19 protein-coding genes are annotated in these 22,326 nt (G+C 72.1%); 14 read left to right on the forward strand and 5 right to left on the reverse strand.

Annotated elements, in window-relative coordinates; all coding sequences use genetic code 11:
- Positions 1-50: 50 nt before the first annotated feature.
- The 8 genes from shc to E5082_RS27285 all read left to right on the forward strand — a co-directional run bounded on the left by shc (position 51) and on the right by E5082_RS27285 (position 9,033).
- Positions 51-2,081 carry a squalene--hopene cyclase gene (shc, locus tag E5082_RS27250; protein WP_135793911.1) on the forward strand — a complete coding sequence of 677 codons (2,031 nt, stop codon included), beginning with the start codon at positions 51-53 and terminating at the stop codon, positions 2,079-2,081.
- A complete protein-coding gene (locus tag E5082_RS27255) occupies positions 2,082-2,723 on the forward strand; it encodes a phosphorylase family protein (RefSeq protein WP_135793912.1) in 642 nt (213 codons plus the stop codon).
- A 5-nt stretch (positions 2,724-2,728) separates the two neighbouring features.
- Complete coding sequence (gene hpnH, locus E5082_RS27260; protein ID WP_135793913.1) at positions 2,729-3,751, forward strand: adenosyl-hopene transferase HpnH; 1,023 nt, start codon at positions 2,729-2,731, stop codon at positions 3,749-3,751.
- A gap of 4 nt (positions 3,752-3,755) precedes the next feature.
- Entirely contained in the window at positions 3,756-4,889 is a 1,134-nt protein-coding gene (gene ispG, locus E5082_RS27265) for a flavodoxin-dependent (E)-4-hydroxy-3-methylbut-2-enyl-diphosphate synthase (RefSeq protein WP_135793914.1), read from the forward strand.
- 34 nt (positions 4,890-4,923) lie between these two features.
- Positions 4,924-6,822 carry a 1-deoxy-D-xylulose-5-phosphate synthase gene (gene dxs / locus E5082_RS27270; protein ID WP_135793915.1) on the forward strand — a complete coding sequence of 633 codons (1,899 nt, stop codon included), beginning with the start codon at positions 4,924-4,926 and terminating at the stop codon, positions 6,820-6,822.
- On the forward strand, positions 6,823-8,208 hold the full coding sequence (locus tag E5082_RS27275; RefSeq protein ID WP_135793916.1) for an aspartate aminotransferase family protein: 1,386 nt from the start codon (positions 6,823-6,825) through the stop codon (positions 8,206-8,208).
- Positions 8,209-8,290: 82 nt separating this feature from the next.
- Entirely contained in the window at positions 8,291-8,914 is a 624-nt protein-coding gene (locus tag E5082_RS27280; protein WP_135793917.1) for a helix-turn-helix domain-containing protein, read from the forward strand.
- The gene (locus tag E5082_RS27285) at positions 8,911-9,033 is read left to right on the forward strand and encodes a DUF6126 family protein (protein WP_135793918.1); all 123 of its coding nucleotides are present in this window, start codon (positions 8,911-8,913) and stop codon (positions 9,031-9,033) included. The genes E5082_RS27280 and E5082_RS27285 overlap by 4 nt, the downstream gene beginning before the upstream one ends.
- A gap of 3 nt (positions 9,034-9,036) precedes the next feature.
- Here E5082_RS27285 and E5082_RS27290 read toward each other — a convergent pair whose 3' ends face one another.
- A complete protein-coding gene (locus E5082_RS27290) occupies positions 9,037-9,834 on the reverse strand; it encodes a tyrosine-protein phosphatase (protein WP_135793919.1) in 798 nt (265 codons plus the stop codon).
- 259 nt (positions 9,835-10,093) lie between these two features.
- Here E5082_RS27290 and E5082_RS27295 point away from each other — a divergent pair, with 259 nt between their 5' ends.
- Both E5082_RS27295 and E5082_RS27300 read left to right on the forward strand, forming a co-directional pair.
- A complete protein-coding gene (locus E5082_RS27295) occupies positions 10,094-10,879 on the forward strand; it encodes an SGNH/GDSL hydrolase family protein (protein ID WP_135785307.1) in 786 nt (261 codons plus the stop codon).
- Positions 10,880-11,060: 181 nt separating this feature from the next.
- On the forward strand, positions 11,061-12,248 hold the full coding sequence (locus tag E5082_RS27300; RefSeq protein WP_135793920.1) for an MBL fold metallo-hydrolase: 1,188 nt from the start codon (positions 11,061-11,063) through the stop codon (positions 12,246-12,248).
- Positions 12,249-12,321: 73 nt separating this feature from the next.
- On the opposite strand, the gene E5082_RS27305 is transcribed toward E5082_RS27300, so the two are convergent.
- Entirely contained in the window at positions 12,322-12,768 is a 447-nt protein-coding gene (locus E5082_RS27305) for an SRPBCC family protein (RefSeq protein ID WP_135793921.1), read from the reverse strand.
- A gap of 34 nt (positions 12,769-12,802) precedes the next feature.
- The gene (locus tag E5082_RS27310; protein WP_135793922.1) at positions 12,803-14,731 is read right to left on the reverse strand and encodes a hypothetical protein; all 1,929 of its coding nucleotides are present in this window, start codon (positions 14,729-14,731) and stop codon (positions 12,803-12,805) included.
- Between the two features lie 530 nt (positions 14,732-15,261).
- Here E5082_RS27310 and E5082_RS27315 point away from each other — a divergent pair.
- From E5082_RS27315 to E5082_RS27330, 4 genes are read left to right on the forward strand one after another with little or no spacing between them, the layout of a single operon-like run.
- A complete protein-coding gene (locus E5082_RS27315; protein ID WP_135794027.1) occupies positions 15,262-16,038 on the forward strand; it encodes an ABC transporter permease in 777 nt (258 codons plus the stop codon).
- Between the two features lie 38 nt (positions 16,039-16,076).
- Entirely contained in the window at positions 16,077-17,132 is a 1,056-nt protein-coding gene (locus tag E5082_RS27320; protein ID WP_135793923.1) for a taurine ABC transporter substrate-binding protein, read from the forward strand.
- Positions 17,119-17,925, forward strand: a complete 807-nt coding sequence (locus tag E5082_RS27325; protein WP_135793924.1) for an ABC transporter ATP-binding protein — start codon at positions 17,119-17,121, stop codon at positions 17,923-17,925. The genes E5082_RS27320 and E5082_RS27325 overlap by 14 nt, the downstream gene beginning before the upstream one ends.
- A gap of 60 nt (positions 17,926-17,985) precedes the next feature.
- Entirely contained in the window at positions 17,986-18,861 is an 876-nt protein-coding gene (locus E5082_RS27330; protein ID WP_135793925.1) for a TauD/TfdA dioxygenase family protein, read from the forward strand.
- A gap of 47 nt (positions 18,862-18,908) precedes the next feature.
- Here E5082_RS27330 and E5082_RS27335 read toward each other — a convergent pair whose 3' ends face one another.
- Together E5082_RS27335 and E5082_RS27340 are read right to left on the reverse strand one after the other, a co-directional pair.
- Positions 18,909-20,879 carry an FAD/NAD(P)-binding protein gene (locus E5082_RS27335; RefSeq protein ID WP_229918981.1) on the reverse strand — a complete coding sequence of 657 codons (1,971 nt, stop codon included), beginning with the start codon at positions 20,877-20,879 and terminating at the stop codon, positions 18,909-18,911.
- Entirely contained in the window at positions 20,876-21,865 is a 990-nt protein-coding gene (locus E5082_RS27340; protein WP_135793926.1) for an amino acid ABC transporter permease, read from the reverse strand. The genes E5082_RS27335 and E5082_RS27340 overlap by 4 nt, the downstream gene beginning before the upstream one ends.
- Positions 21,866-22,326: the final 461 nt, after the last annotated feature.

Consider the following 22,326-nt stretch of genomic DNA (forward strand, 5'->3'; position numbering starts at 1 on the left):
ACGGCGGACCCACAGCAGCACGACTCGAACGACTGCACAAAGGGGAAGCCATGACAGCGACGACCGACGGAAGCACCGGGGCCACCCTCCCGCCCCGCGCTGCCGCGGCCAGCGACACCGACAGCACCGACCCCCTGGCGGCCGGGGTACCCGAGGCCGCCGAACGCGCCGCCGCGCGCGCCACCGAGTACCTGCTGGCCCGGCAGGACCCCGAGGGCTGGTGGAAGGGCGACCTGGAGACCAACGTCACCATGGACGCCGAGGACCTCATGCTGCGCCAGTTCCTCGGCATCCTCGACGCGGCGACCACCCGCGCCGCCGCCCTGTTCATCAGGGGCGAGCAGCGCGAGGACGGCGCCTGGGCCACCTTCTACGGCGGCCCGGGCGACCTGTCCGCCACCGTGGAGGCGTACGTCGCCCTGCGGCTGGCCGGGGACGCCCCGGACGCCCCGCACATGGCGCGCGCCTCGGCCTGGGTGCGCGAGCGGGGCGGTATCGCCTCCGCCCGTGTCTTCACCCGGATCTGGCTCGCCCTGTTCGGCTGGTGGAAGTGGGAGGACCTGCCCGAACTCCCCCCGGAACTCATCTGGTTCCCCACCTGGCTGCCGCTCAACATCTATGACTTCGGCTGCTGGGCCCGGCAGACCATCGTGCCGCTGACCATCGTCTCGGCCAAGCGCCCGGTCCGCCCCGCGCCCTTCCCGCTCGACGAGCTGCACACCGACCCGGCCAATCCCAGCCCGCCCAAGCCCTTTGCTCCGCTGACCAGTTGGGACGGCGCCTTCGAGCGGCTCGACCGGGTGGTGCACCGGCTGCGCAAGGCCGTACCGCGCCGGGTGCGCCGGGCCGCGATGAACGCCGCCGCCCGCTGGATCGTCGAACGCCAGGAGAACGACGGCTGCTGGGGCGGCATCCAGCCGCCGGCCGTGTACTCGGTCATCGCGCTGCACCTGATGGGCTACGACCTCAGGCACCCGGTGATGCGGGCCGGGCTGGAGTCGCTGGACCGGTTCGCCGTCTGGCGCGAGGACGGCTCCCGGATGATCGAGGCGTGCCAGTCCCCGGTGTGGGACACCTGCCTCGCCGTCATCGCGCTGGCCGACGCCGGAGTCCCCGCCGACCACCCCCGGTTGCTGAAGGCGGCCGACTGGATGCTGGCCGAGGAGATCCGCCGGCCCGGCGACTGGTCCGTCAAGCGTCCTGAACTCCCGCCGGGTGGCTGGGCGTTCGAGTTCCACAACGACAACTACCCCGACATCGACGACACCGCCGAGGTCGCCCTCGCCCTGCGCCGGGTCAGCCACCCCCAGCCCGAGCGGGTGGACGGGGCCATCGCGCGGGCGGTGCGCTGGAACTTCGGGATGCAGTCGAAGAACGGCGCCTGGGGCGCCTTCGACGTCGACAACACCAGCCCGTTCCCCAACCGGCTGCCGTTCTGCGACTTCGGCGAGGTCATCGACCCGCCGTCCGCCGATGTCACCGCGCACGTCGTGGAGATGATGGCGGCCGAGGGGCTCGCCCACGATCCGCGCACCCGGCGCGGCATCGCCTGGCTGCTCGCCGAACAGGAGGCGGACGGCTCCTGGTTCGGCCGGTGGGGCGTCAACTACGTGTACGGCACCGGCTCGGTGGTGCCCGCCCTGACCGCGGCCGGACTGCCCGCCTCCCATCCGGCGATCCGTCGCGCGGTGCACTGGCTCCAGCAGGCGCAGAACGACGACGGCGGCTGGGGCGAGGACCTGCGCTCGTACAAGTACGCCAGGGAATGGAGCGGCCGGGGTGCCTCCACCGCCTCCCAGACCGCCTGGGCGCTGATGGCGCTGCTCGCGGCGGGGGAGCGGGACTCCGAGGCCGTCGAGCGCGGAGTGCGGTGGCTGGCCGACACCCAGCGGGACGACGGCTCCTGGGACGAGCCGTACTTCACCGGCACCGGCTTCCCCTGGGACTTCTCCATCAACTACCACCTCTACCGGCAGGTGTTCCCGCTCACCGCGCTCGGCCGGTACCTGCACGGCGACCCCTTCGACAAGGCGCCCCTGGCCGCCCGCAGAGGCGTCCGCGCCCCGGCCGGAGGGAGCTGAATGAGATCCCGGCCCGCCCCGGCACCGCTGCTGGTCGTCTGCGCGCTCGGCATCGAGCGGTTCGCCCTGCGCACCGGCGACCGGGGCGGGGCCGGGGGGCGGTTCACCGTCCTGCGCACCGGTATGGGCCCGAGGGCGGCGGAGCGGTCCGTCGCCGAGCGGCTGGCCGGGCCGGGGACGGCCTGCACCGCCGTGCTGGCCACCGGCTTCTGCGCCGGGCTGGCACCGGGCATGCACCCCGGCGACCTGGTGGTCGCCGGGGAGACCCGTGACCCGCGGGGGGCCGTCCCCTGCGTGGGCACCGACCTGCTGGTGAAGGAGCTGAGGCGCGCCGTCCCCGGCCGCACCGTCCACACCGGCCCCCTGACCGGCTCCGACCACGTGGTCCGGGGCCCGGAGCGCTCCGCTCTGCTGGCGACCGGCGCGATCGCGGTCGACATGGAATCGGCGGCCACCCTGCGCACCGCCGTCGGCACGGGCGACCGCCCGGTTGCGGCCGTACGGGTGGTCGTGGACGCTCCTGAACATGAACTTGTCCGGATCGGAACGGTACGCGGTGGAATATCGGCCTTCCGCGTTCTCCGTTCCGTCCTTCCCGCGTTTTTCGAATGGCACCGTTCCTTGCCGCTCCCCCGGAGGTGAGCCAGATGGCCATGCCGTTGCGTCAGTCCATCAAGGTCGCTACATACCTGGCCGAACAGAAGCTCCGCAAACGGGACAAGTTCCCGCTGATCGTCGAGCTGGAACCGCTGTTCGCCTGCAATCTCAAGTGCGAGGGCTGCGGGAAGATCCAGCACCCGGCCGGCGTGCTCAAGCAGCGGATGCCGGTCGCCCAGGCGGTGGGCGCGGTGCTGGAGTCCGGTGCGCCGATGGTGTCCATCGCGGGCGGTGAGCCGCTGATGCACCCGCAGATCGACGAGATCGTGCGCCAGCTCGTCGCCAGGCGCAAATACGTCTTCCTGTGCACCAACGCCATGCTGCTGCGGAAGAAGATGGACAAGTTCACCCCGTCCCCGTACTTCGCCTTCGCGGTGCACATCGACGGGCTGCGCGAGCGGCACGACGAGTCCGTGGCCAAGGAGGGCGTGTTCGACGAGGCGGTGGCGGCGATCAAGGAGGCCAAGCAGCGCGGCTTCCGGGTCACCACCAACTCGACCTTCTTCAACACCGACACCCCGCAGACCATCGTCGAGGTGCTGAACTTCCTCAACGACGACCTGAAGGTGGACGAGATGATGATCTCGCCCGCCTACGCCTACGAGAAGGCGCCCGACCAGGAGCACTTCCTCGGCGTCGAGCAGACCCGCGAGCTGTTCAAGAAGGCGTTCTCCGGCGGCAACCGGAGGCGGTGGCGGCTCAACCACTCCCCACTGTTCCTGGACTTCCTCGAGGGCAAGGTCGACTTCCCCTGCACCGCCTGGGCCATCCCGAACTACTCCCTGTTCGGCTGGCAGCGCCCCTGCTATCTGATGAGCGACGGGTACGTGCCGACCTACCGCGAGCTGGTCGAGGACACCGACTGGGACAAGTACGGCCGGGGCAAGGACCCGCGCTGCGCCAACTGCATGGCGCACTGCGGCTACGAGCCGACCGCCGTCCTCGCCACCATGGGCTCCCTGAAGGAGTCGCTGCGGGCCATGCGCGAGACCGTGTCCGGAAACCGGGAGTGAGGCCGTGAGCGCCGTCTCCCTGGGCGTCCCCGACGTACCGGCCCGCCCTGTCGCCACCCGCAGGGTGTCGCGGCGGATCCAGGTGGGGCCGGTGGCGGTCGGGGGCGGGGCGCCCGTGTCGGTGCAGTCGATGACGACGACCCGTACCTCGGACATCGGGTCGACGTTGCAGCAGATCGCGGAGCTGACGGCGTCGGGCTGTCAGATCGTGCGGGTGGCGTGTCCGACGCAGGATGACGCGGACGCGTTGGCGACGATCGCGCGGAAGTCGCAGATCCCGGTGATCGCGGACATTCACTTCCAGCCGAAGTATGTGTTCGCCGCGATCGAGGCGGGTTGTGCGGCGGTGCGGGTGAATCCGGGGAACATCAAGCAGTTCGACGACAAGGTCCGTGAGATCGCCAGGGCGGCGAAGGATCACGGCACTCCGATCCGGATCGGTGTGAACGCGGGTTCGCTGGACCGTCGTCTGCTGCAGAAGTACGGCAAGGCCACTCCGGAGGCGCTGGTGGAGTCGGCGTTGTGGGAGGCGTCGCTGTTCGAGGAGCACGATTTCCGGGACATCAAGATCTCGGTGAAGCACAACGACCCGGTGGTGATGATCGAGGCGTACCGTCAGCTCGCCGCGCAGTGCGACTACCCGCTGCACCTGGGTGTGACGGAGGCGGGTCCGGCGTTCCAGGGCACGATCAAGTCGGCGGTCGCCTTCGGTGCGCTGCTCTCGGAGGGTATCGGCGACACCATCCGTGTCTCCCTGTCGGCGCCGCCGGCGGAGGAGGTCAAGGTGGGTCTGCAGATCCTGGAGTCGCTGAACCTGAAGCAGCGCGGTCTGGAGATCGTTTCCTGCCCGTCCTGCGGCCGCGCCCAGGTCGATGTCTACAAGCTGGCCGAGGAGGTCACCGCCGGCCTGACCGGCATGGAGGTCCCCCTCCGCGTAGCCGTCATGGGCTGCGTGGTGAACGGTCCCGGTGAGGCACGCGAGGCGGACCTCGGGGTGGCCTCCGGCAACGGCAAGGGGCAGATCTTCGTGAAGGGCGAGGTCATCAAGACCGTCCCGGAGTCGAAGATCGTGGAAACCCTCATCGAGGAGGCCATGCGGCTGGCCGAGGAGAACGGCGCCGCGGATCAGGTGAGTTGAGGCAGAGCACGGCACGGACCGAGAGGGGGCCGGCGTGACGATTCTGGAGAGCATCCGGGGACCACGCGACCTGAAGGCGTTGTCGCAGAACGACTTGGGTGAACTGTCCGCCGAGGTACGCGAGTTCCTGGTGGAGGCGGTGTCGAGGACCGGGGGGCACCTCGGCCCCAATCTGGGCGTGGTGGAACTGACCATCGCCCTGCACCGGGTCTTCGAGTCGCCGGTCGACCGCATCGTGTGGGACACCGGGCACCAGAGCTATGTGCACAAGTTACTGACGGGCCGTCAGGACTTCTCCAAGCTGCGCGGCAAGGGGGGCCTGTCCGGCTATCCCTCGCGCGAGGAGTCCGAGCACGACATCGTCGAGAACAGCCACGCCTCCACCTCCCTCGGCTGGGCCGACGGCCTCGCCAAGGCGCACCAGGTGCTCGGGGAGCGCGGGCACGTCGTGGCGGTCATCGGGGACGGCGCGCTGACCGGGGGCATGGCCTGGGAGGCGCTCAACAACATCGCGGCCGCCAAGGACCGCCCCCTGATCATCGTCGTCAACGACAACGAGCGCTCCTACGCGCCCACGATCGGCGGCCTCGCCAACCACCTCGCCACGCTGCGCACCACCGACGGCTACGAGCAGGTCCTCGCCTGGGGCAAGGAAGCGCTCCAGCGCACCCCGGTCGTCGGCGGGCTGCTGTACGAGGCCGCGCACGGCGCCAAGAAGGGCTTCAAGGACGCCTTCGCCCCGCAGGGAATGTTCGAGGACCTGGGGCTGAAGTACGTGGGCCCCATCGACGGCCACGACATCGGCGCCGTCGAGTCCGCGCTGCGCCGGGCCAAGCGGTTCCACGGGCCGGTGCTGGTGCACTGTCTCACCGAGAAGGGGCGCGGGTATCCGCCCGCCCTGGCCCACGAGGAGGACCACTTCCACACGGTGGGGGTGATGGACCCGCTGACCTGCGCTCCGCTCAGCCCCGTCGGCGGGCCTTCGTGGACCTCGGTGTTCGGCCAGGAGATGGTCCGGATCGGGGAGGAGCGCGAGGACGTCGTCGCCATCACGGCGGCCATGCTGCACCCGGTGGGCCTCGGTCCGTTCGCCGCGCGGTTCCCCGACCGGGTCTGGGACGTCGGGATCGCCGAGCAGCACGCGGCCGTCTCCGCGGCGGGCCTGGCCACCGGGGGAGTGCACCCGGTCGTCGCCGTCTACGCGACCTTCCTCAACCGCGCCTTCGACCAACTGCTGATGGACGTGGCCCTGCACCGCTGCGGGGTGACCTTCGTGCTGGACCGCGCCGGGGTCACCGGCGTCGACGGCGCCTCGCACAACGGCATGTGGGACATGTCCATCCTCCAGGTCGTCCCCGGCCTCAGGATCGCCGCCCCGCGTGACGTGGCCCAGCTCCGCGCCCAGTTGCGCGAGGCGGTCGCCGTGGACGACGCGCCCACCCTGGTCCGCTTCCCCAAGGAGTCCGTCGGCCCCGAGATCCCGGCCCTCGATCACATCGGCGGCATGGACGTGCTCCACCGGGACGACGAGCCGGACGTACTCCTCGTCGCCGTCGGTGTGATGGCGCCGGTCTGCCTCCAGGTCGCCTCGCTGCTCGGGGCGCGGGGGACCAACTGCACGGTGGTGGACCCGCGTTGGGTCAAGCCCGTCGACCCCGCGCTGCCTCGACTCGCCGCCGGACACCGGCTGGTGGCCGTCGTCGAGGACAACAGCCGTGCGGCGGGCGTGGGTTCGGCCGTGGCGCTGGCCCTCGGGGACGCCGACGTGGACGTGCCCGTACGGCGGTTCGGCATCCCGGACCAGTTCCTCGCGCACGCCAAACGGAGCGAGGTGCTGGCCGACATCGGTCTCACGCCGGTGGAGATCGCCGGGCGGATCAGCGCGAGCCTCGCCGTCAAGGACGTCGGCGCACAGCACAACCAGGAGAGCTGAATGAGCACGGAGTTCGACCTCGAAGCCCTCCTCGCCGCGCGCGGGGCGGAGCGCTACGACCTGCACACGCGCCATCTCAACCCCCAGCTCCCGCGCATGCTGCACACCATCGGCTTCGACAAGGTCTACGAGCGTGCCGAAGGCGCCCACTTCTGGGACGCCGAGGGCAACGACTATCTCGACATGCTCGCCGGGTTCGGCGTGATGGGCCTCGGCCGCCACCACCCGGTGGTCCGCAAGGCCCTGCACGACGTGCTCGACCTGAACCTCGCCGACCTGACCCGCTTCGACTGCCAGCCGCTGCCCGGCCTGCTCGCCGAACGTCTGCTGGCCCACAGCCCGCACCTGGACCGGGTGTTCTTCGGCAACAGCGGCACCGAGGCCGTCGAGACCGCGCTGAAGTTCGCCCGCTTCGCCACCGGCCGCCCCCGCGTCCTCTACTGCGACCACGCCTTCCACGGCCTCACCACCGGCTCGCTGTCGGTCAACGGCGAGAACGGCTTCCGCGACGGCTTCGCCCCGCTGCTCCCCGACACCCCCGTGCCCCTCGGCGACCTCGACGCCCTGGCGCGGGAGCTGAAGAAGGGCGATGTCGCCGCCCTCATCGTCGAGCCCGTCCAGGGCAAGGGGGTGCACGAGAGCCCGACCGGGTATCTCCGCGCCGCGCAGGAGCTGTTGCACCGGCACAAGGCGCTGCTCATCGCCGACGAGGTGCAGACCGGGCTCGGCCGCACCGGCGACTTCTACGCCTACCAGCACGAGGACGGCGTCGAGCCCGACCTGGTGTGCGTCGCCAAGGCGCTCTCCGGCGGCTATGTCCCGGTCAGCGCCACGCTCGGCAAGGACTGGATCTTCAAGAAGGTCTACTCGTCCATGGACCGGGTCCTGGTGCACTCCGCGAGCTTCGGCTCCAACGCCCAGGCCATGGCGGCGGGGCTCGCGGTGCTCTCCGTGATGGAGGACGAGCAGATCGTCACCCGGGCGCGGACCACGGGCGAGCTGCTGAAATCCCGGCTCGCCGCGCTCATCGGCAAGTACGAGCTGCTGGCCGACGTGCGCGGGCGGGGGCTGATGATCGGCATCGAGTTCGGCCGCCCCGACTCGCTGAAGCTGCGCGGCCGCTGGACCATGCTCCAGGCCGCCCGCAAGGGGCTGTTCGCGCAGATGGTCGTCGTCCCGCTGCTCCAGCGGCACCGGATTCTCACCCAGGTCTCCGGCGACCACCTGGAGGTGATCAAGCTGATTCCGCCGCTGGTGATCGACGAGGCGGACGTGGAGCGGTTCGTGGACTCCTTCACCGCGGTCATGGACGACGCGCACAGCGGGGGCGGCCTGATGTGGGACTTCGGGCGGACGCTGATCAAGCAGGCGGTCGCCGGCCGCTGAGGCTCTTCGTCCGGGCTCTCCGGCTTTTTGCCTCCGAGGCAAAAGAATTGCCCCACAGGCAAAAATGGGGCTCAATAGAGATATGAACGCCTCCGAAGCGGCCTCCCCGGCGGGCCAGGGCGACGACCTGCCCGCCGTGGCGCCGCAGCTGCGCGCCCTGCGCCGCCGGGCCGGCCTCACCCTGGAGGCCGCGGCCGGGGCCGCCGGGCTCTCCCCGGCGCATCTCTCCCGGCTGGAGACCGGACACCGCCAGCCCTCGCTGCCGATGCTCCTGGCCCTCGCCCGTATCTACGGTACGACGGTCTCCGACCTACTGGGTGAGACGGCCGCCGACCGGGACGCCATCGTGCGCGCCGCCGACATGGAACCCACCAGCGCCGCCGGCTGGACCTACTTCCAGGCCGGCGCCCCCGGCCGCGGCATGCAGGCCCTGCGCGTCCGGGTCCCGTACCGCGCCGAGGGCGACATCGTGCGCGTCCACCCCGGCGAGGAGTGGCTGTACGTCCTCAGCGGCCGGCTGCGGCTGCGCCTCGGGGACAGCACGCACCTGCTCGCTCCCGGAGACAGCGCCCACTTCGACTCGCTGACCCCGCACCGCCTCAACGCCGCCGACCACGACGGCGTCGAGCTGCTGTTCGTCCACACCCTGCTCCAGAGCCCCACGGCCACCCTGTGCCTGGGCCATCCGACCGGAGACCTGTCATGAGTGACATGGAAGACAAGCTGCCGCGCTCCCTGTGGGTCCGGCTCGTCGTGTACGTAGCCCTCGGCCATGTCCTGGCCGCCTTCCTCTTCCTGCTGTTCTCGCTGGGCGCCAAGGGCTGAGAGTCAGTCCACCAGGCGCGCGCGCAGCCGCTCCCGCACGGAGTCCGAGAGCTTCAGCCCCCGCTCCAGGTACGCGTCCACGCCGCCCCAGGTGTCCTCGATGCTGTCGAAGGCCGCCGCCAGGTACTCCGCGCGGGCGTCGAAGAGGGGGCTGAGCAGCTCCATCACCTCGGGCGTGTACGCGCTGGCCTGGTCGCCGTTGCGTCGGACCTTGTAGCGGCGGTGCTTGGCGTTGGACTCCAGGTAGTCGGCGGTGATCGCGTCCCGCTCCACGCCCACCGCGAGCAGCGTCACCGCCACCGAGATGCCCGCGCGGTCCTTGCCGGCCGCGCAGTGCATCAGCGCGGGCACGCTGTCCTCGGCCAGCGCGTGCAGCACGTGGGAGTGCTCGGCGGTGCGCTCGGTGACGATCCTCCGGTACGAGTCGATCATGCGGCCCGCGGCCTTGCCGTCGGCCAGGATGTCCCGCAACTGGTCCAGATCGCCGTCGCGGACCATCCGCCAGAACTCGGCGCCGTCGGCCGGGTCGCTCAGCGGCAGGTTCACGTTCCGCACGCCCGGCAGCTCGACGTCGGGGCCTTCGAGGCGCTGGTCGGCCGAGTTGCGGAAGTCGAAGACCGTGTGCAGGCCGAGTGAGGAGAGGTAGGCCGCGTCCTCCTCGGTCGCGTGCGCGAGGTGCCCGCTGCGGAACAGCACCCCGTGCCGCACCCGGCGCCCGTCCACCGTCGGGAGGCCGCCCACGTCGCGGAAGTTGCGGACGGCGGACAGCTCGGGCTCGGTCGACGGGACCTGCTGCGTCACGGGTGCTCCTTCAAGGCTCCGCCCCGCCGCGGCTCGTCGACGGGCGCACCGCCGACGATACGACATCGCGTTTCCCCCGCTCCGACCCCGTGATCGCCCGTTCAACAGGGCGGCCGAAAGCGCTATTCCGCGATTGGCAAATTCTTTAGGCGTGGCTTATCTCACCGTCCGTCAACCCTTGCTTACGGTCGCGTAGGTCACATCCGAAGGTGAATCATGGTCCGACGTGGCAGACGATATGGAGAACGACAACAGGACAGTGATCGGGTCGTACGTGGCGGTGGGGGACAGCTTCACCGAAGGCGTCGGCGACCCCGGCCCCGACGGGGCGTTCGTCGGCTGGGCCGACCGGCTCGCGGTACTCCTCGCCGACCGGCGGCCCGAAGGCGACTTCAGGTACACCAACCTCGCCGTGCGGGGGAAGCTGCTCGACCAGATCGCGGCGGACCAGGTGCCCAGGGCGGCGGCGCTCGCCCCGGACCTCGTCTCCATCTGCGCCGGGGGCAACGACATCATCCGCCCCGGCACCGACCCGGACGAGACGGCCGAGCGCTTCGAGCGTGCCGTGGCCCAGCTCGCCGCGGGCGCCGGCACCGTGCTGGTGGCGACCGGCTTCGACACCCGCGGCGTCCCGCTGCTCAGGCATCTGCGCGGCAAGATCGCCACGTACAACGGTCATGTACGGGCCATCGCCGACCGGTACAACTGCCCCGTGCTCGACCTGTGGTCCCTGAAGTCCGTGCAGGACCGCCGGGCGTGGGACGGTGACCGGCTGCACCTCTCGCCCGAGGGCCACACTCGCGTCGCGCTGCGCGCGGGCCAGGCGCTGGGCCTGGAGATCCCGGCCGACCCCGAGCAGGAGTGGCCGGTGCTGCCGCCACGGGGCACGCTGGAGATCCGGCGCGACGACGTGCACTGGGCCCGTACGCATCTGGTGCCGTGGATCGGGCGCCGGCTGCGCGGCGAGTCCTCCGGGGACCATGTGGTGGCGAAGGGCGCGCTGTCGCCGAGCGACATCAGGATGCGGATCGCTTCGGTGGCGTGAGATCTGCTGGTTGCCGCCGCCCCCGCGCCGTGGGGGCGGCGGGCCTGGAACGCTGTTCGGGAACAGTGAGGGCCGCGTGAGCGTTGGGACTTGTGGCCGGGCCGCCCGGCCCGCGGCGGCTTGGGGCCGTCGCAGCCGCCGTCGACCATGGAGCCCTTGAGCGACTCCACCTGGAGGTACCGTGTCCGGTCTGCGTTCCCTGAGCTCCGGGCTCCGCGCGCTACAGCCCGAAGCCTTCGGCGCGGAACCGAGCGGTGAGCGCCTGGCCCGCATCCAGCGCTCCCCGCACTTCAAGGACGGCGTCTTCCAGAACCCCGGCGGCACGGCCCGTACCCGGCCCTCCGGGTCCACGCTGGAGCTGGCCAAGGCGTTCTTCGACAAGGACACCCGTCCCGTCCGCGCACCGCAGGGCACGATCCCGGTGCACCCGACCGCGGTGGCCGACCTGACCAAGCCGCCGGTCAGCGGCCTGCGGGTGACATGGCTGGGCCACTCCAGCGCGCTGGTGGAGATCGACGGGTGCCGGGTGCTGTTCGACCCGGTCTGGGGTGAGCGCTGTTCGCCGTTCCCCTTCGCCGGGCCCAAGCGGCTGCACCCCGTCCCGCTCCCGCTGGCCGCGCTCGGCCCGGTCGACGTGGTGGTCATCTCCCACGACCACTACGACCACCTGGACCTGCCCACCATCAAGGCCCTGGCCGGCACCGACACCCTGTTCGCCGTCCCGCTGGGCGTGGGCGCGCACCTCGAACACTGGGGGGTGTCCCCGGACCGGCTGCGCGAGCTGGACTGGCACGAATCGACCGAGGTCGGCGGGGTGACGCTGACCGCGACCCCGGCCCGCCACTTCTGCGGCCGCGGCCTGCGCAACACCCAGCACACCCTCTGGGCCTCCTGGGTCGTCGCGGGCGAGCGGCACCGCGTCTACCACAGCGGCGACACCGGCTACTTCGACGGCTTCAAGGACATCGGCGCGGCCCACGGCCCGTTCGACCTCACGATGATCCAGATCGGCGCTTACAGCCCCTACTGGCCCGACATCCACATGACCCCCGAGGAAGGCGTCCGCGCCCACCTCGACCTCCAGTCCGGCACCCCCCGCGGCATCCTCCTCCCCATCCACTGGGGCACCTTCAACCTGGCGATGCACGCCTGGGCGGAACCGGGGGAGTGGACGAAGGAGGCGGGCGAGGCCGTGGGCCAGGTCGTGGCCTCTCCCCGCCCCGGCGAGCCCTTCGAGCCGGGCGGGCGGGTGCCGTCCGACGCGTGGTGGCGGTCCGTGTCCGGGCCGATCGCGCACACCTGGGAGCAGCCGGAGCCGGTGACGGCCGCAGAGCGTCGCAGCGACGACCTCGACTACAGCGGCTCGTAGCAGAGCCGTCCACGCGGGCCCCCTCCGACCGGTCGTCAGAAACCGTTCGGAGGGGGCCCTTTGGCGTGGCCCCTCAACTCAGCGGCACCGCCGACTCGATGGCCTTCGGCATGGTGTGGGTGATCTCGTCGCCGAGGCGTTCGAACTCGCCTCGGAGGAAGGGGTCGGCCAGGCGGGCCAGGCCGTGGAACCGGATGGTGGCGTCGTAGGTGATCTCGGTGCCGTCGGGGGTGGGGCGGAGGGTGATGTCGTCGGTGGAGGTGGCGGTCTTGTTGGTGCCGGTGAACGTGAGGCGGTCTTCGGAGCGGTGGTCGAGGCGGTACTCGAGTTCGGTGCTGCGGCCCCTGAATTCGGAGACGTTGTGCCAGGTGGCGCCCTCGGCGGGGGTGCCCGTGCCGTTCGTCCGGTCGCACTCCCGGGTGCCGGGGTCCCAGTCCACGGCGTTCGCGAAGTCGGCCAGGTAGGCGTTCACGGCGGGCAGGGGGCGGGCGACGGTGAAGGACCGTCGGACGTGGACCATGGTCGATCTCCAGGGGTCGGGCAGCGGGTCGCCGCTAGGGCCGGGTACCCCCGGACGGCGCGGAACCGACCTCCGGCAGCCTCCCGCCGGAGGCCAGCCCGGCCCGGACCTGCGTGGCGGCGTCCTTGGGCGCCCGTACCGCCAGCGTGTGCCCGCTCCGGGTGGCGCGCACGTCACCGGCGAGGGTGAGCGAGGTGACGGCGCGGCTGCCCGCCGCCAGGACGTACCAGTGCCCGCGCGGGGACTTCCAGTGCGTCCGGGCCACCAGGTGCCGGCCGAACCTGCCGCACGCGGCTGTCGACCGCACTCGCGTCACCACCTGCGCTTTCCTGCCCGGCCCGCGCAGGAAGACGGTGATGTCGCCCGGCCCCTGCCACGTGTCCGCCCGCACGCAGGTCCACACGGCGTGGCCCCCGCCGTCCGGGAGGTCCTGCGCGGCGAAGTCCCACGCGTTGACCGCCCGCACGCCCGAACCGCCCGCCGGGTCCAGGGCACAGCCCGCCTGCCCCCAGGCCACCACCGCGGCCGGGCCGGTCGCCTCGCGCGGCTGCCGGGCGGGCGGGGAGCCGTGGCCCGGCAGCGGGGTGTACGTCAGATGCGCGGGCGTGAATCCGCCCAGGTCGGCCAGCAGGAACGCGTGGTGCTCCGCGATCGCCGGGGACGACCGCAACTGCAGCGCCGGACGATGCCCGCAGCCGCCGCCCGTCCACCGGGGCACCGGCGCGGTCACCCCGTCCCGCGCCACCGCAAGGGGTTGCGCGGGCGCGTTCGGACGGGCCAGGTCGCGTACCGAGGACTCCGCCACCCACGGCGCCAGCAGATACCGCACCGCGCCGCCCCGCTCCTCCAGCACCACAGCCGCGGCCGTGGTCACGTCGGCGTCGTCCGCGCGGGCCAGCGCGAGGCGCTCACCGGTGCCCGACTCGCCGTACCGCACCAGGCGTTGACCGTCGTGGAACATCACCACGGCGTGCCCGCCCACCGACCCGGCGTACAGCAGTCGCGGTGCGCGCGGCGGGGGATCGGCCGGGGTACCCGGAGCGCGGTCCACCCGCGTACCGGACGGCGGGTCGGCCCAGACGGCCAGCGCCCGGTCCAGCAGCGCGCGGTCGCGCACCCGGTCCCCGCGCGCGGGCCAGGCGGTGAAGTCCACCCGCGAGGTGTCCGCCCACGCACCGGGATCGACCCGGATCAGATCGGCGGACCGGGGCTTCCGGGCGTCCCGCGTGTCCGGTGCCCAGTGCGTGACGGCGGCCAGTCCGCCCGCCGCGAGGGCGCCCGCCAGCACGGAGAGCGTGGCCACGCGCACCCGGCGCCGACGGCGGACCAGGTCGGTGGGGCGGGCGCGCGGGGTGCACGCGTCGAACTCGTCCGAGGTGAGCACCGCCGCGGCGGCTGTTCCGAGCGAGGCGTCGAGCCGAGCCGCCTCCCGTACCGCCACCCGGGCATCCGCGACCCCGGCCGCCTCCAGCACCCCGCGCGCATGGTCGGCGGTGAGGCCCTCCACGCGGAGAAGGACGAAGGCGGCGCGGGCCGGGGCGGAGAGGTCGGAGAGGGCCTGGCCGAGCGCCATCTCCTCGGCCCCGCCCGAGCGTGGCGCCAGCCGCAGCCCGAACACCACGGGCAGCCGGGGCACCAGCAGCAGGGGTGGCCGGACCCCCTGCGGCCACAGCCGGGGCCGCCGGCACTGGGCGAGCGCCCCGCGCACCACCGCCAGCCGGAGCGAGCGGTCCGGGTCGGCCCCCGGTGAGCGGGGCGCCGGTACGGCGGGCGCGGCGTCGGGCAGGCTGCGCTGCACCAGCGAGTGCGCGGCGAGGACCCGGCGGTGCCGGCCGAGGGAGGCCGGGAGGACCAGGTAGGCGAGGCGGACCAGCTCGGCGTACCGCTCGGCGAGTCGGCGCTCGGCGTGCAGCAGGCGGCTGCCCGAACCGTGCGGGGATCGACTGGGCGAGGACTGGACCATCGGGCGACTGCCTTCGACGACGGGGGCGTTCGGAGCTGGTGCTACGGCAAACGAGTGAACGCCGCTCGGGTCACCGCGTGCTTCGGCGCCCTGTCCGGGCAGCCCCGTCCAGGCAGAACGTTTCTCTCGGTCCCGTCTTCTCACCCTGTGGTCCACTTCCTGGACACCTCTTGGTGGTGAGCCCCGGCTGAGGTAGAAAAGGGCCCCATGAATCTCATGCCGCTGGTGCGACGCCTGGTCATCGACCTGTGCCGCCGCCCGGCCGCGTGTTGTCGCTGACCCCGTTGTCCGCGCGTTCCTGACGGTCCGCTCCGCCCGGTGAGGTAACCCGGCGCGGTTCCGGGCGAGCTGTGTCTCGCAGGGCCGGTATCTCCCGCTGTGCAGGCGGCACTTCGCCGTGCCCGCCGATCCACGACGCCGCTGTTACGAGGCCCCCATGGAGGCCGCCCGTGTCCCTTTCCCTGCGCCCGGAGAAGGCCGACCCGCTCCCGGCCGCCGTCGCACCCCGTCCCGCTCGATCCTCAAGTGCCCTGAGGCGCAGCGCACTTCCGCTCGGGTCGCTCGTCCTGTTCCTGTTCCTGTGGCAACTCCTCGCGGTCAGCGGCACTTGGAGCGAGACGCTGGTGCCGCCGCCGGTCAAGGTGTGGCGGGCCTTCATCGACGTGTCGACCACGCACGACGGTGTCCGGGGCTACAACGGCACCTATCTCATCGAGCACTTGGGCATCAGCCTGCGCCGCATCGCGTTCGGCGCCGGTATCGGCATCGCGGCCGGAGTGGTGTTCGGCCTGCTGATGGGCACCGTCGGCTGGGTGCGCTCGCTGTTCGAGCCCTGGATCACCTTTCTGCGCACGCTGCCTCCGCTGGCGTACTTCTCCCTGCTGATCATCTGGCTCGGCATCAACGAGGAGCCGAAGATCACCCTGCTGGCCGTGGCCGCGTTCCCGCCGGTCGCCGTCTCCACCACCACGGCCGTGGCCGCCGTGCCGAAGGCGCTCACCGAGGCGGCCCGCGCGCTCGGCGCCTCGCGCTGGGACGTCGTACGGGACGTGGTGGTCCCTTCGGCCCTGCCGGAGACGCTGACCGGCGTCCGGCTGGCCGTGGGCGTCGCCTACTCCTCCCTGGTGGCAGCGGAGTTGGTCAACGGGCTGCCCGGCATCGGCGGCATGGTCAAGGACGCCGCCAACTACAACAACACCCCGGTCGTGCTCGTCGGCATCATCGCCATCGGCATCTCCGGCCTGATCATCGACGGCCTGCTGCTGCGCCTGGAGCGGGCCGTCGTGCCCTGGCGCGGCCGCACCTGAGAAGCACACCGACTCCCGCTAGAAGAAACGGCACTTCCATGTCTCACGCCCCGCACCGCCCCTCCCGCCGCCAGCTGCTCGCGGGTGCGCTCGCCGTCGCCGCCACCGCTGCGGTCACCGGCTGCTCCACGGACAGCTCCGCCTCGGCCTCCGGCGCCGGGAAACGGCTGCGCATCGGCTACTTCGCCTTTCCCAGCGGCGACTTGATCGTCAAGAACAGAAAGCTGCTGGAGAAGGCGCTGCCGGACCACACCATCACCTGGATCAAGTTCGACTCCGGGGCCAGCGTCAACCAGGCTTTCCTCGGCAAGTCCCTCGACATCGCCGCGCTCGGGTCGAGCCCGTTCGCGCGCGGGATATCCGGCCCGTCGCCGATCCCGTACAAGGTCGCCTGGATTCTCGACGTGGCGGGGGAGAACGAGGCGCTGGTGGCGCGGAAGAGTACCGGGGTCTCGGACGTGGCCGGGCTGAAGGGGCGTACGGTCGCCACGCCGTTCGCGTCGACCTCGCACTACAGCCTGCTGGCCGCGCTGGACAAGGCCGGGCTGAAGCCGTCCGACGTCAAGCTGATCGACCTCCAGCCGCAGGCGATCCTCGCCGCCTGGCAGCGGGGCGACATCGACGCCGCGTACGTCTGGCTGCCCACGCTGGACGAGCTGCGCAAGACGGGCAAGCAGCTCACCAGCAGCAAGCAGGTGGCCGGTTCGGGCAAGCCGACCCTGGACCTCGCCGTCGTCTCGGACGAGCTGATCGCCCGCGACCCGAAGGCGATCGACGCCTGGCGCAAGGCCGAGGCGGAGGCGCTGCGGCTGCTGAGGTCCGACCACGAGGGCGCGGTGAAGGCGGTCGCGGCCGAGCTGAACATCAGCGCCGCCGACGCCCGGGCCCAGCTCGCGCAGGGCGTGTTCCTCACCCCGGAGCAGGTGACCTCGGCCGACTGGCTGGGCACCGACGGCAAGCCCGGCAAGCTGCTGACCTACGTGGGCGACACCGGCCGCTTCCTGGCCGGCCAGAAGCAGATCGACGCGGCGCCCTCCGCGGCCTCCGTCGAGAAGGCGTTCTACCTCAAGGGGCTGCCCGATGTCCTCAAGTGAACTGGCGGAAGCGCAGGTTGAGTCAGGGGGAGCCGAGGACGGTGCCGTCCGGCTGGACCACGTCACCCATCGGTACGGTGCCGTGACCGCCGTCGGCCCGGTCGATCTCACCGTGCCCACCGGGGAGTTCCTCGTCCTGGTCGGCGCCTCCGGCTGCGGCAAGAGCACCCTGCTGCGCCTGATCGCCGGGTTCGAGCGGCCCAGCGAGGGCACCGTGCAGGTCTCCGGCACCGATCCCCGCCCCGGCGACACGGCGGGCGTGGTGTTCCAGACGCCGAGGCTCTTCCCGTGGCGCACCGTGCGCGGCAACCTCGACCTGGCCCTCCGGTACGCGGGTGTCGAGCGCGCCCGATGGCCCGAGCGGCGGGCCGAGCTGCTGGCGCGGGTCGGGCTGGAGGGCACCGAGGCGCGCCGGGTCTGGGAGATCTCCGGCGGCCAGCAGCAGCGCGTCGCCATCGCCCGCGCGCTCGCCGCCGACAACCCGCTGCTGCTGCTCGACGAACCGTTCGCGGCGCTCGACGCGCTCACCCGGGAACGGCTCCAGGAGGACGTGCGCCGGATGGCCGCCCAGGCAGGGCGCACCACGGTGTTCGTGACGCACTCGGCCGAGGAGGCCGTGTTCCTCGGCTCCCGCATCGTGGTGCTGACCAGGAGCCCGGGGACCGTCGCGCTCGACCTGCCGATCACCCTGCCGCGCGGTGAGGTGGACGCCGAAGAGCTGCGCGGCTCACCGGAGTTCGGGGAACTGCGCGCCGAGGTCGCGCACGCCGTGAAGAGCGCCGCCGCGGCCTGACCGCCGTACCGCGACAGGAAACCAGGTCCCGGACGGGGCCGTACCGGAAAGGACACCCGTATGAGCATCCTCAGCGACCGGCCCGTGGCGACGCGGCTGCCGCTCACCGAGCTGGGCCCGAACATCGGCGCCGAGATCGACGGCATCGAGCTGGCCCACCTGGACGACGACGGCGTGCTCGCGCTGCGCGAGGCCCTGGTGCGCCACAAGGTCCTCTTCGTGCGGGGACAGCATCTGCTCGACGATGCCGGGCAGATCGAGCTGGGCCGCCGGCTCGGCGAGGTCACAGTGGGGCACCCGGTGCACGACTCCGGCGACGTGCCGCCCGAGGTGTACTCGCTGGACAGCCAGGACAACGGCTTCGCCGACGTGTGGCACACCGATGTCACCTTCGTCGCCCGCCCGCCCGCCATCTCCGTGCTGCGCGCGGTGGTGCTGCCGCCCACCGGGGGCGACACCAACTGGGCCGACAGCCAGGCCGCGTACGAGTCGCTGTCGCCGGGGCTGCGGGCCCACATCGACACCCTCACCGCCGTGCACGACGGCTCCCGCGAGTTCGGCTACTACCTCGCCCAGCGCCGGCAGGGGAAGGGCAACCTGTGGGAGGGCGAGGTGTTCACGCAGCTCACGCCGGTGGAGCATCCGGTGGTGCGGGTGCACCCGGAGAGCGGGCGCAGGGGGCTGTTCGTGAACCCCGGCTTCACCTCGCACATCGTCGGCGTCTCCGAGCACGAGAGCCGGGGTCTGCTGGACATTCTCTACGCACACCTCACCAAGCCGGAACATGTGGTCCGGCACCGCTGGCAGCCGGGTGACGTGGCCCTGTGGGACAACCGCAGCACCTCGCACTACGCCAACCGCGACTACGGCGACCAGCACCGGGTGATGCACCGGATCACCCTGCGCGGCGACATCCCCGTGGGGCCGCGGGCGTGACTGCGGAGGGGGCTGCCCGGTCATCGTCCGGGCAGCCCCCTCGTACATCAGCCCCCGACCCGCGCGCAGTCGACCGGACCCGGCACGTACGGCTCCGACGGGTCGGCGTCCAGCGCCCGCAGCACCGCCCTGGCCACCGTGTCGTTCTGCCGGAAGGCGGGCGCGTCGGTGCGGGGGCGGGCGAAGGCGGCGATGGCCCGGCTGTCGGTCGGGGCGCCCAGGGCGATCCGGCGCGGGTGCGGCCGGCCCAGGCCGGGGTCGATCAGACGGCCGTCGGCGAGGGAGACGGTGATCCGGCCGGACCGGTGCCGGTGCGTGCCGTCGGCCACCACCTCCTCCGCCAGCGCGCCGGTACGGTGCAGGTGCCGCAGCAGCGGGTCCTCGGTGCGGTCCAGGTTCGGACCCGGCAGATACGCCTCGATCAGGGCGGTCGCGTGCACCGTGTGACCCGGCACCGTGGGACTCGTCGCCGTGAAGGTGCCGGTGGCCTCGTCCGTGCCGACCCTGATGTCGGCGCCGAGGAAGCGCACCACACCGGCGCGGGACAGCGCGTCCAGCTCCCGCAGCCGGAAGCCGGGCGGCCCGGAGGCGAGGAAGCTGAAGAACCCGTGCCACCAGCCGTCCAGGCCGTCCGCCAGCGAGCGTGCCGTCAGCCGGCCGGAGGCCACCAGTCCGGGCAGTTGGCCGTATATCGAGAGCAGCGCGAGGAACGCGCCGAGGTCGGCGCTGTGCTCAGGGTCCTCGCGGCGGGCCAGATCCTTACGGGCGTAGGCACGCAGGTGCTCCTGGAAGGCGTCCGGGGTGTCGAAGACGAGACCGTCCAGCGGCCGGTCCAGCGCCTCGAAGTCCAGCCGGTCGGCCGGGTCGGGTACGGCGGTGGCGACCAGCCCGGCCAACCGGGCCGAGTACCAGCCGAATCGGTCATAGGCGGCCAGGAACTCCGGCCAGGGCATGGCCGTGCGCTCGGGGTGGGCGTGGAACAGCTCGTGGTAGTGGCCGAACCCGATCTCCTTGGCCATCAGCGGCCACACGTCGCGCCGCAGGTCCAGCGGGCCGTCCCCGGCGGCCAGCGCGTCGACCGCCTCCGGGCCGAAGTACCGGGGGAGCGGCGGCCGGGGTCCCTGGAGCTGGTAGCCGGTCTTGGCGTGGTACGGCACCCCGCGCCGCGAGCCGACGTGCAGCACGGGTTCGCGGCCGGAGGGCAGGTAGGTCAGCGTGCCGTCCGGCTCGGTCCGGTAGGCGCCGCCCCGGCCCTCCGTGAGCAGCACCATCAGGTCGACGAACGCGAGCCCGAAGCCGCGCAGTACGACGTCCTCGCCCGGCCGCAGTCCCGACAGGTCGGCGTCGGCGGAGAAGGCGGGCGGCAGATGGAAGCGCCGGTGCCGCCGGGCGAAGTCCGCGTGAACCCGGTGCGCCGGGGCGGGGGTGGAGCCAAGATGCCCCTGGGTCAGAATCACCAGGTCGGCGCGGAGCGGGTCGCTTCGGCCGGCCAGCCGGACCGCCTGGGGGCCGTCGGGCGGGCCGGTGACCGAGGTCGCGGTGGTGCGGTGCCACTCGACGGTCACCGAGGGCGGCAGATCGGCCAGCGCCCGGCGGAACACCCAGTCCAGATAAGCGCTTTGGGCACGACGGGTCGGGAAGTCGGCCGGGCCCAGGGTGCGTAGCTCGGCGAGCACCTCCGGGTCGGCCGGTTCCGCGTACGGGGTGAAGCGCGGGGCGTCCGGGGCGGCGATCTGGGCCGCCCACTCGGCCAGCGAGGGGCCGGGGCGCACCGGGCCGTCCACGGTGGAGGTCTCGTCGGTGAACATGGTGACGTCCTCGGCCATGGAGTTCATCCGCAGCAGCGGCGACTGCTCGTGCCGCCAGACCCGGCCCGGACCGGGTGGATACGGGTCCACCAGATGGACACGCAACTCATGTGCCCCGGACCACAGTTCGGGCGCGCTGGCGCCGATGCGCTCCAGCAGCCCGGTGGCGCGAGGTCCCGCGCCGACGATCACCAGGGTGCGCGTGCTCACCGGTCACCGCCGGGGGAGGCGCGGCGGGTCCGGGCGCGCAGCACGGTCAGCCAGGGGCCGAGCCGGGCGAGCGGACTGGGCGCAAGGGCGCGGGCGGCGCCCCGGCCGTAGTACCGCTCGACGTGGTACTGGCCCACACTGAGCACCGACGTCACCGCGATGTACCAGACGGTGGCCACCAGCAGCAGCGGGATGACCTGGTAGGTCCGGTTGTAGATCAACTGGACGGAGAACAGCAGGTCATGCACGGCCAGCACGCTGACGATGCTGGTGCCCTTCAAGGTGCCGATCAGCATGTTCCCGGCCGTCGGCACGATGGAGCGCATCGCCTGCGGGACGACGATCCGGCGCAGGGTGCGCCATCTGCCGAGGCCCAGTGCCTGCGCCGCCTCGGTCTGCCCGGCGTCCACGGAGAGGATGCCGCCCCGGATCACCTCGGCCGCGTACGCCGTCTCGTGCAGCGTGAGGCCGATCAGCGCGGTCAGGGTCGGCCCGAGCAGGTTCACCGTCTTGACCGTGACGAACTCGGGGCCGAACGGGACGCCGACCCCGAGCGTCGGATACAGCGCGCCGATGTTGAACCAGAACAGCAACTGCACCAGCAGCGGCGTCGAGCGGAAGATCCACACATAACCCCAGCTCAGGGTGCGCAGCACAGGGTTGGCGGAGAGACGGAGCACCGCGATGCCGGTGCCGAGCAGGAACGCCAGCACCATCACGGCGGCCGTCAGCCACAGGGTGAGCAGCAGCCCGTCGAGCACGGCGGCGGTGGTGAAGTACTGCCCCACCACCCGCCACTGGAAGGCGTCGTTGCGCACCACGGAGTTGAGCACCATGGCCAGGACCAGCAGTGCGACGGCCGCGGCGACCCAGCGGCCGAGGTGCCGGCGCGGCACGATCCGGGGCAGCTCGGTGTCGTCGGAGGGCGGCGCGGCCGCGGGGGGCTTCAGCAGGGAAGGAGAGGTGACATCGGAAGGCGTGGCCATCGGTAGACGCTCCGGGGAGGGAGGTGCGGACGTGGGCGACCGCCCGGTGGCACACGTACTCGCGTACGGTGCGGCCGGTGGCCTGCGTCGTCACGTGCCGCGTCCCTCAACGCGACCGGATGAGCCCGCCGCGTGTCAGGCCCGTCCGCCGTCGATCGTATGGGTGTACCGCACATGTCTGTCAACCACACCTGTGGCAACCACACCGGACACGGCGTCGGTTGTGGTCCGACATGCGGTCATGGGTTGACGAAAAGCGAGATGCGCTGCTCAATTGACCGCATGGATGCCCAGCAGCGCTTGGTCACGCGCGATCACATCGACTTCGGTCGAGTGTGGTCGTCCTCGTGTTGCGCCTGACTCGGCAGCGGGCCGTCTGACCGGCCCTTTCCCTCCGCCGGCGCAACTCCGGCGCGGGCCGATGCCCACCCTTCCGCGCGCTGCCGCCGCACCGTCCCACT

The organism is Streptomyces griseoluteus (genome assembly GCF_004784465.1).
In the GTDB taxonomy this organism is placed as follows: domain Bacteria; phylum Actinomycetota; class Actinomycetes; order Streptomycetales; family Streptomycetaceae; genus Streptomyces; species Streptomyces griseoluteus.

Coding starts and splice junctions, on each gene's coding strand:
- E5082_RS27325 (WP_135793924.1), top strand. CDS start 17,119: ATGTCCTCAAGTGAACTGGCGGAAGCGCAGGTTGAGTCAGGGGGAGCC.
- shc (WP_135793911.1), top strand. CDS start 51: ATGACAGCGACGACCGACGGAAGCACCGGGGCCACCCTCCCGCCCCGC.
- E5082_RS27255 (WP_135793912.1), top strand. CDS start 2,082: ATGAGATCCCGGCCCGCCCCGGCACCGCTGCTGGTCGTCTGCGCGCTC.
- E5082_RS27275 (WP_135793916.1), top strand. CDS start 6,823: ATGAGCACGGAGTTCGACCTCGAAGCCCTCCTCGCCGCGCGCGGGGCG.
- E5082_RS27285 (WP_135793918.1), top strand. CDS start 8,911: ATGAGTGACATGGAAGACAAGCTGCCGCGCTCCCTGTGGGTCCGGCTC.
- E5082_RS27305 (WP_135793921.1), bottom strand. CDS start 12,768: ATGGTCCACGTCCGACGGTCCTTCACCGTCGCCCGCCCCCTGCCCGCC.
- E5082_RS27310 (WP_135793922.1), bottom strand. CDS start 14,731: ATGGTCCAGTCCTCGCCCAGTCGATCCCCGCACGGTTCGGGCAGCCGC.
- E5082_RS27320 (WP_135793923.1), top strand. CDS start 16,077: ATGTCTCACGCCCCGCACCGCCCCTCCCGCCGCCAGCTGCTCGCGGGT.
- E5082_RS27340 (WP_135793926.1), bottom strand. CDS start 21,865: ATGGCCACGCCTTCCGATGTCACCTCTCCTTCCCTGCTGAAGCCCCCC.
- hpnH (WP_135793913.1), top strand. CDS start 2,729: ATGGCCATGCCGTTGCGTCAGTCCATCAAGGTCGCTACATACCTGGCC.
- E5082_RS27330 (WP_135793925.1), top strand. CDS start 17,986: ATGAGCATCCTCAGCGACCGGCCCGTGGCGACGCGGCTGCCGCTCACC.
- E5082_RS27280 (WP_135793917.1), top strand. CDS start 8,291: ATGAACGCCTCCGAAGCGGCCTCCCCGGCGGGCCAGGGCGACGACCTG.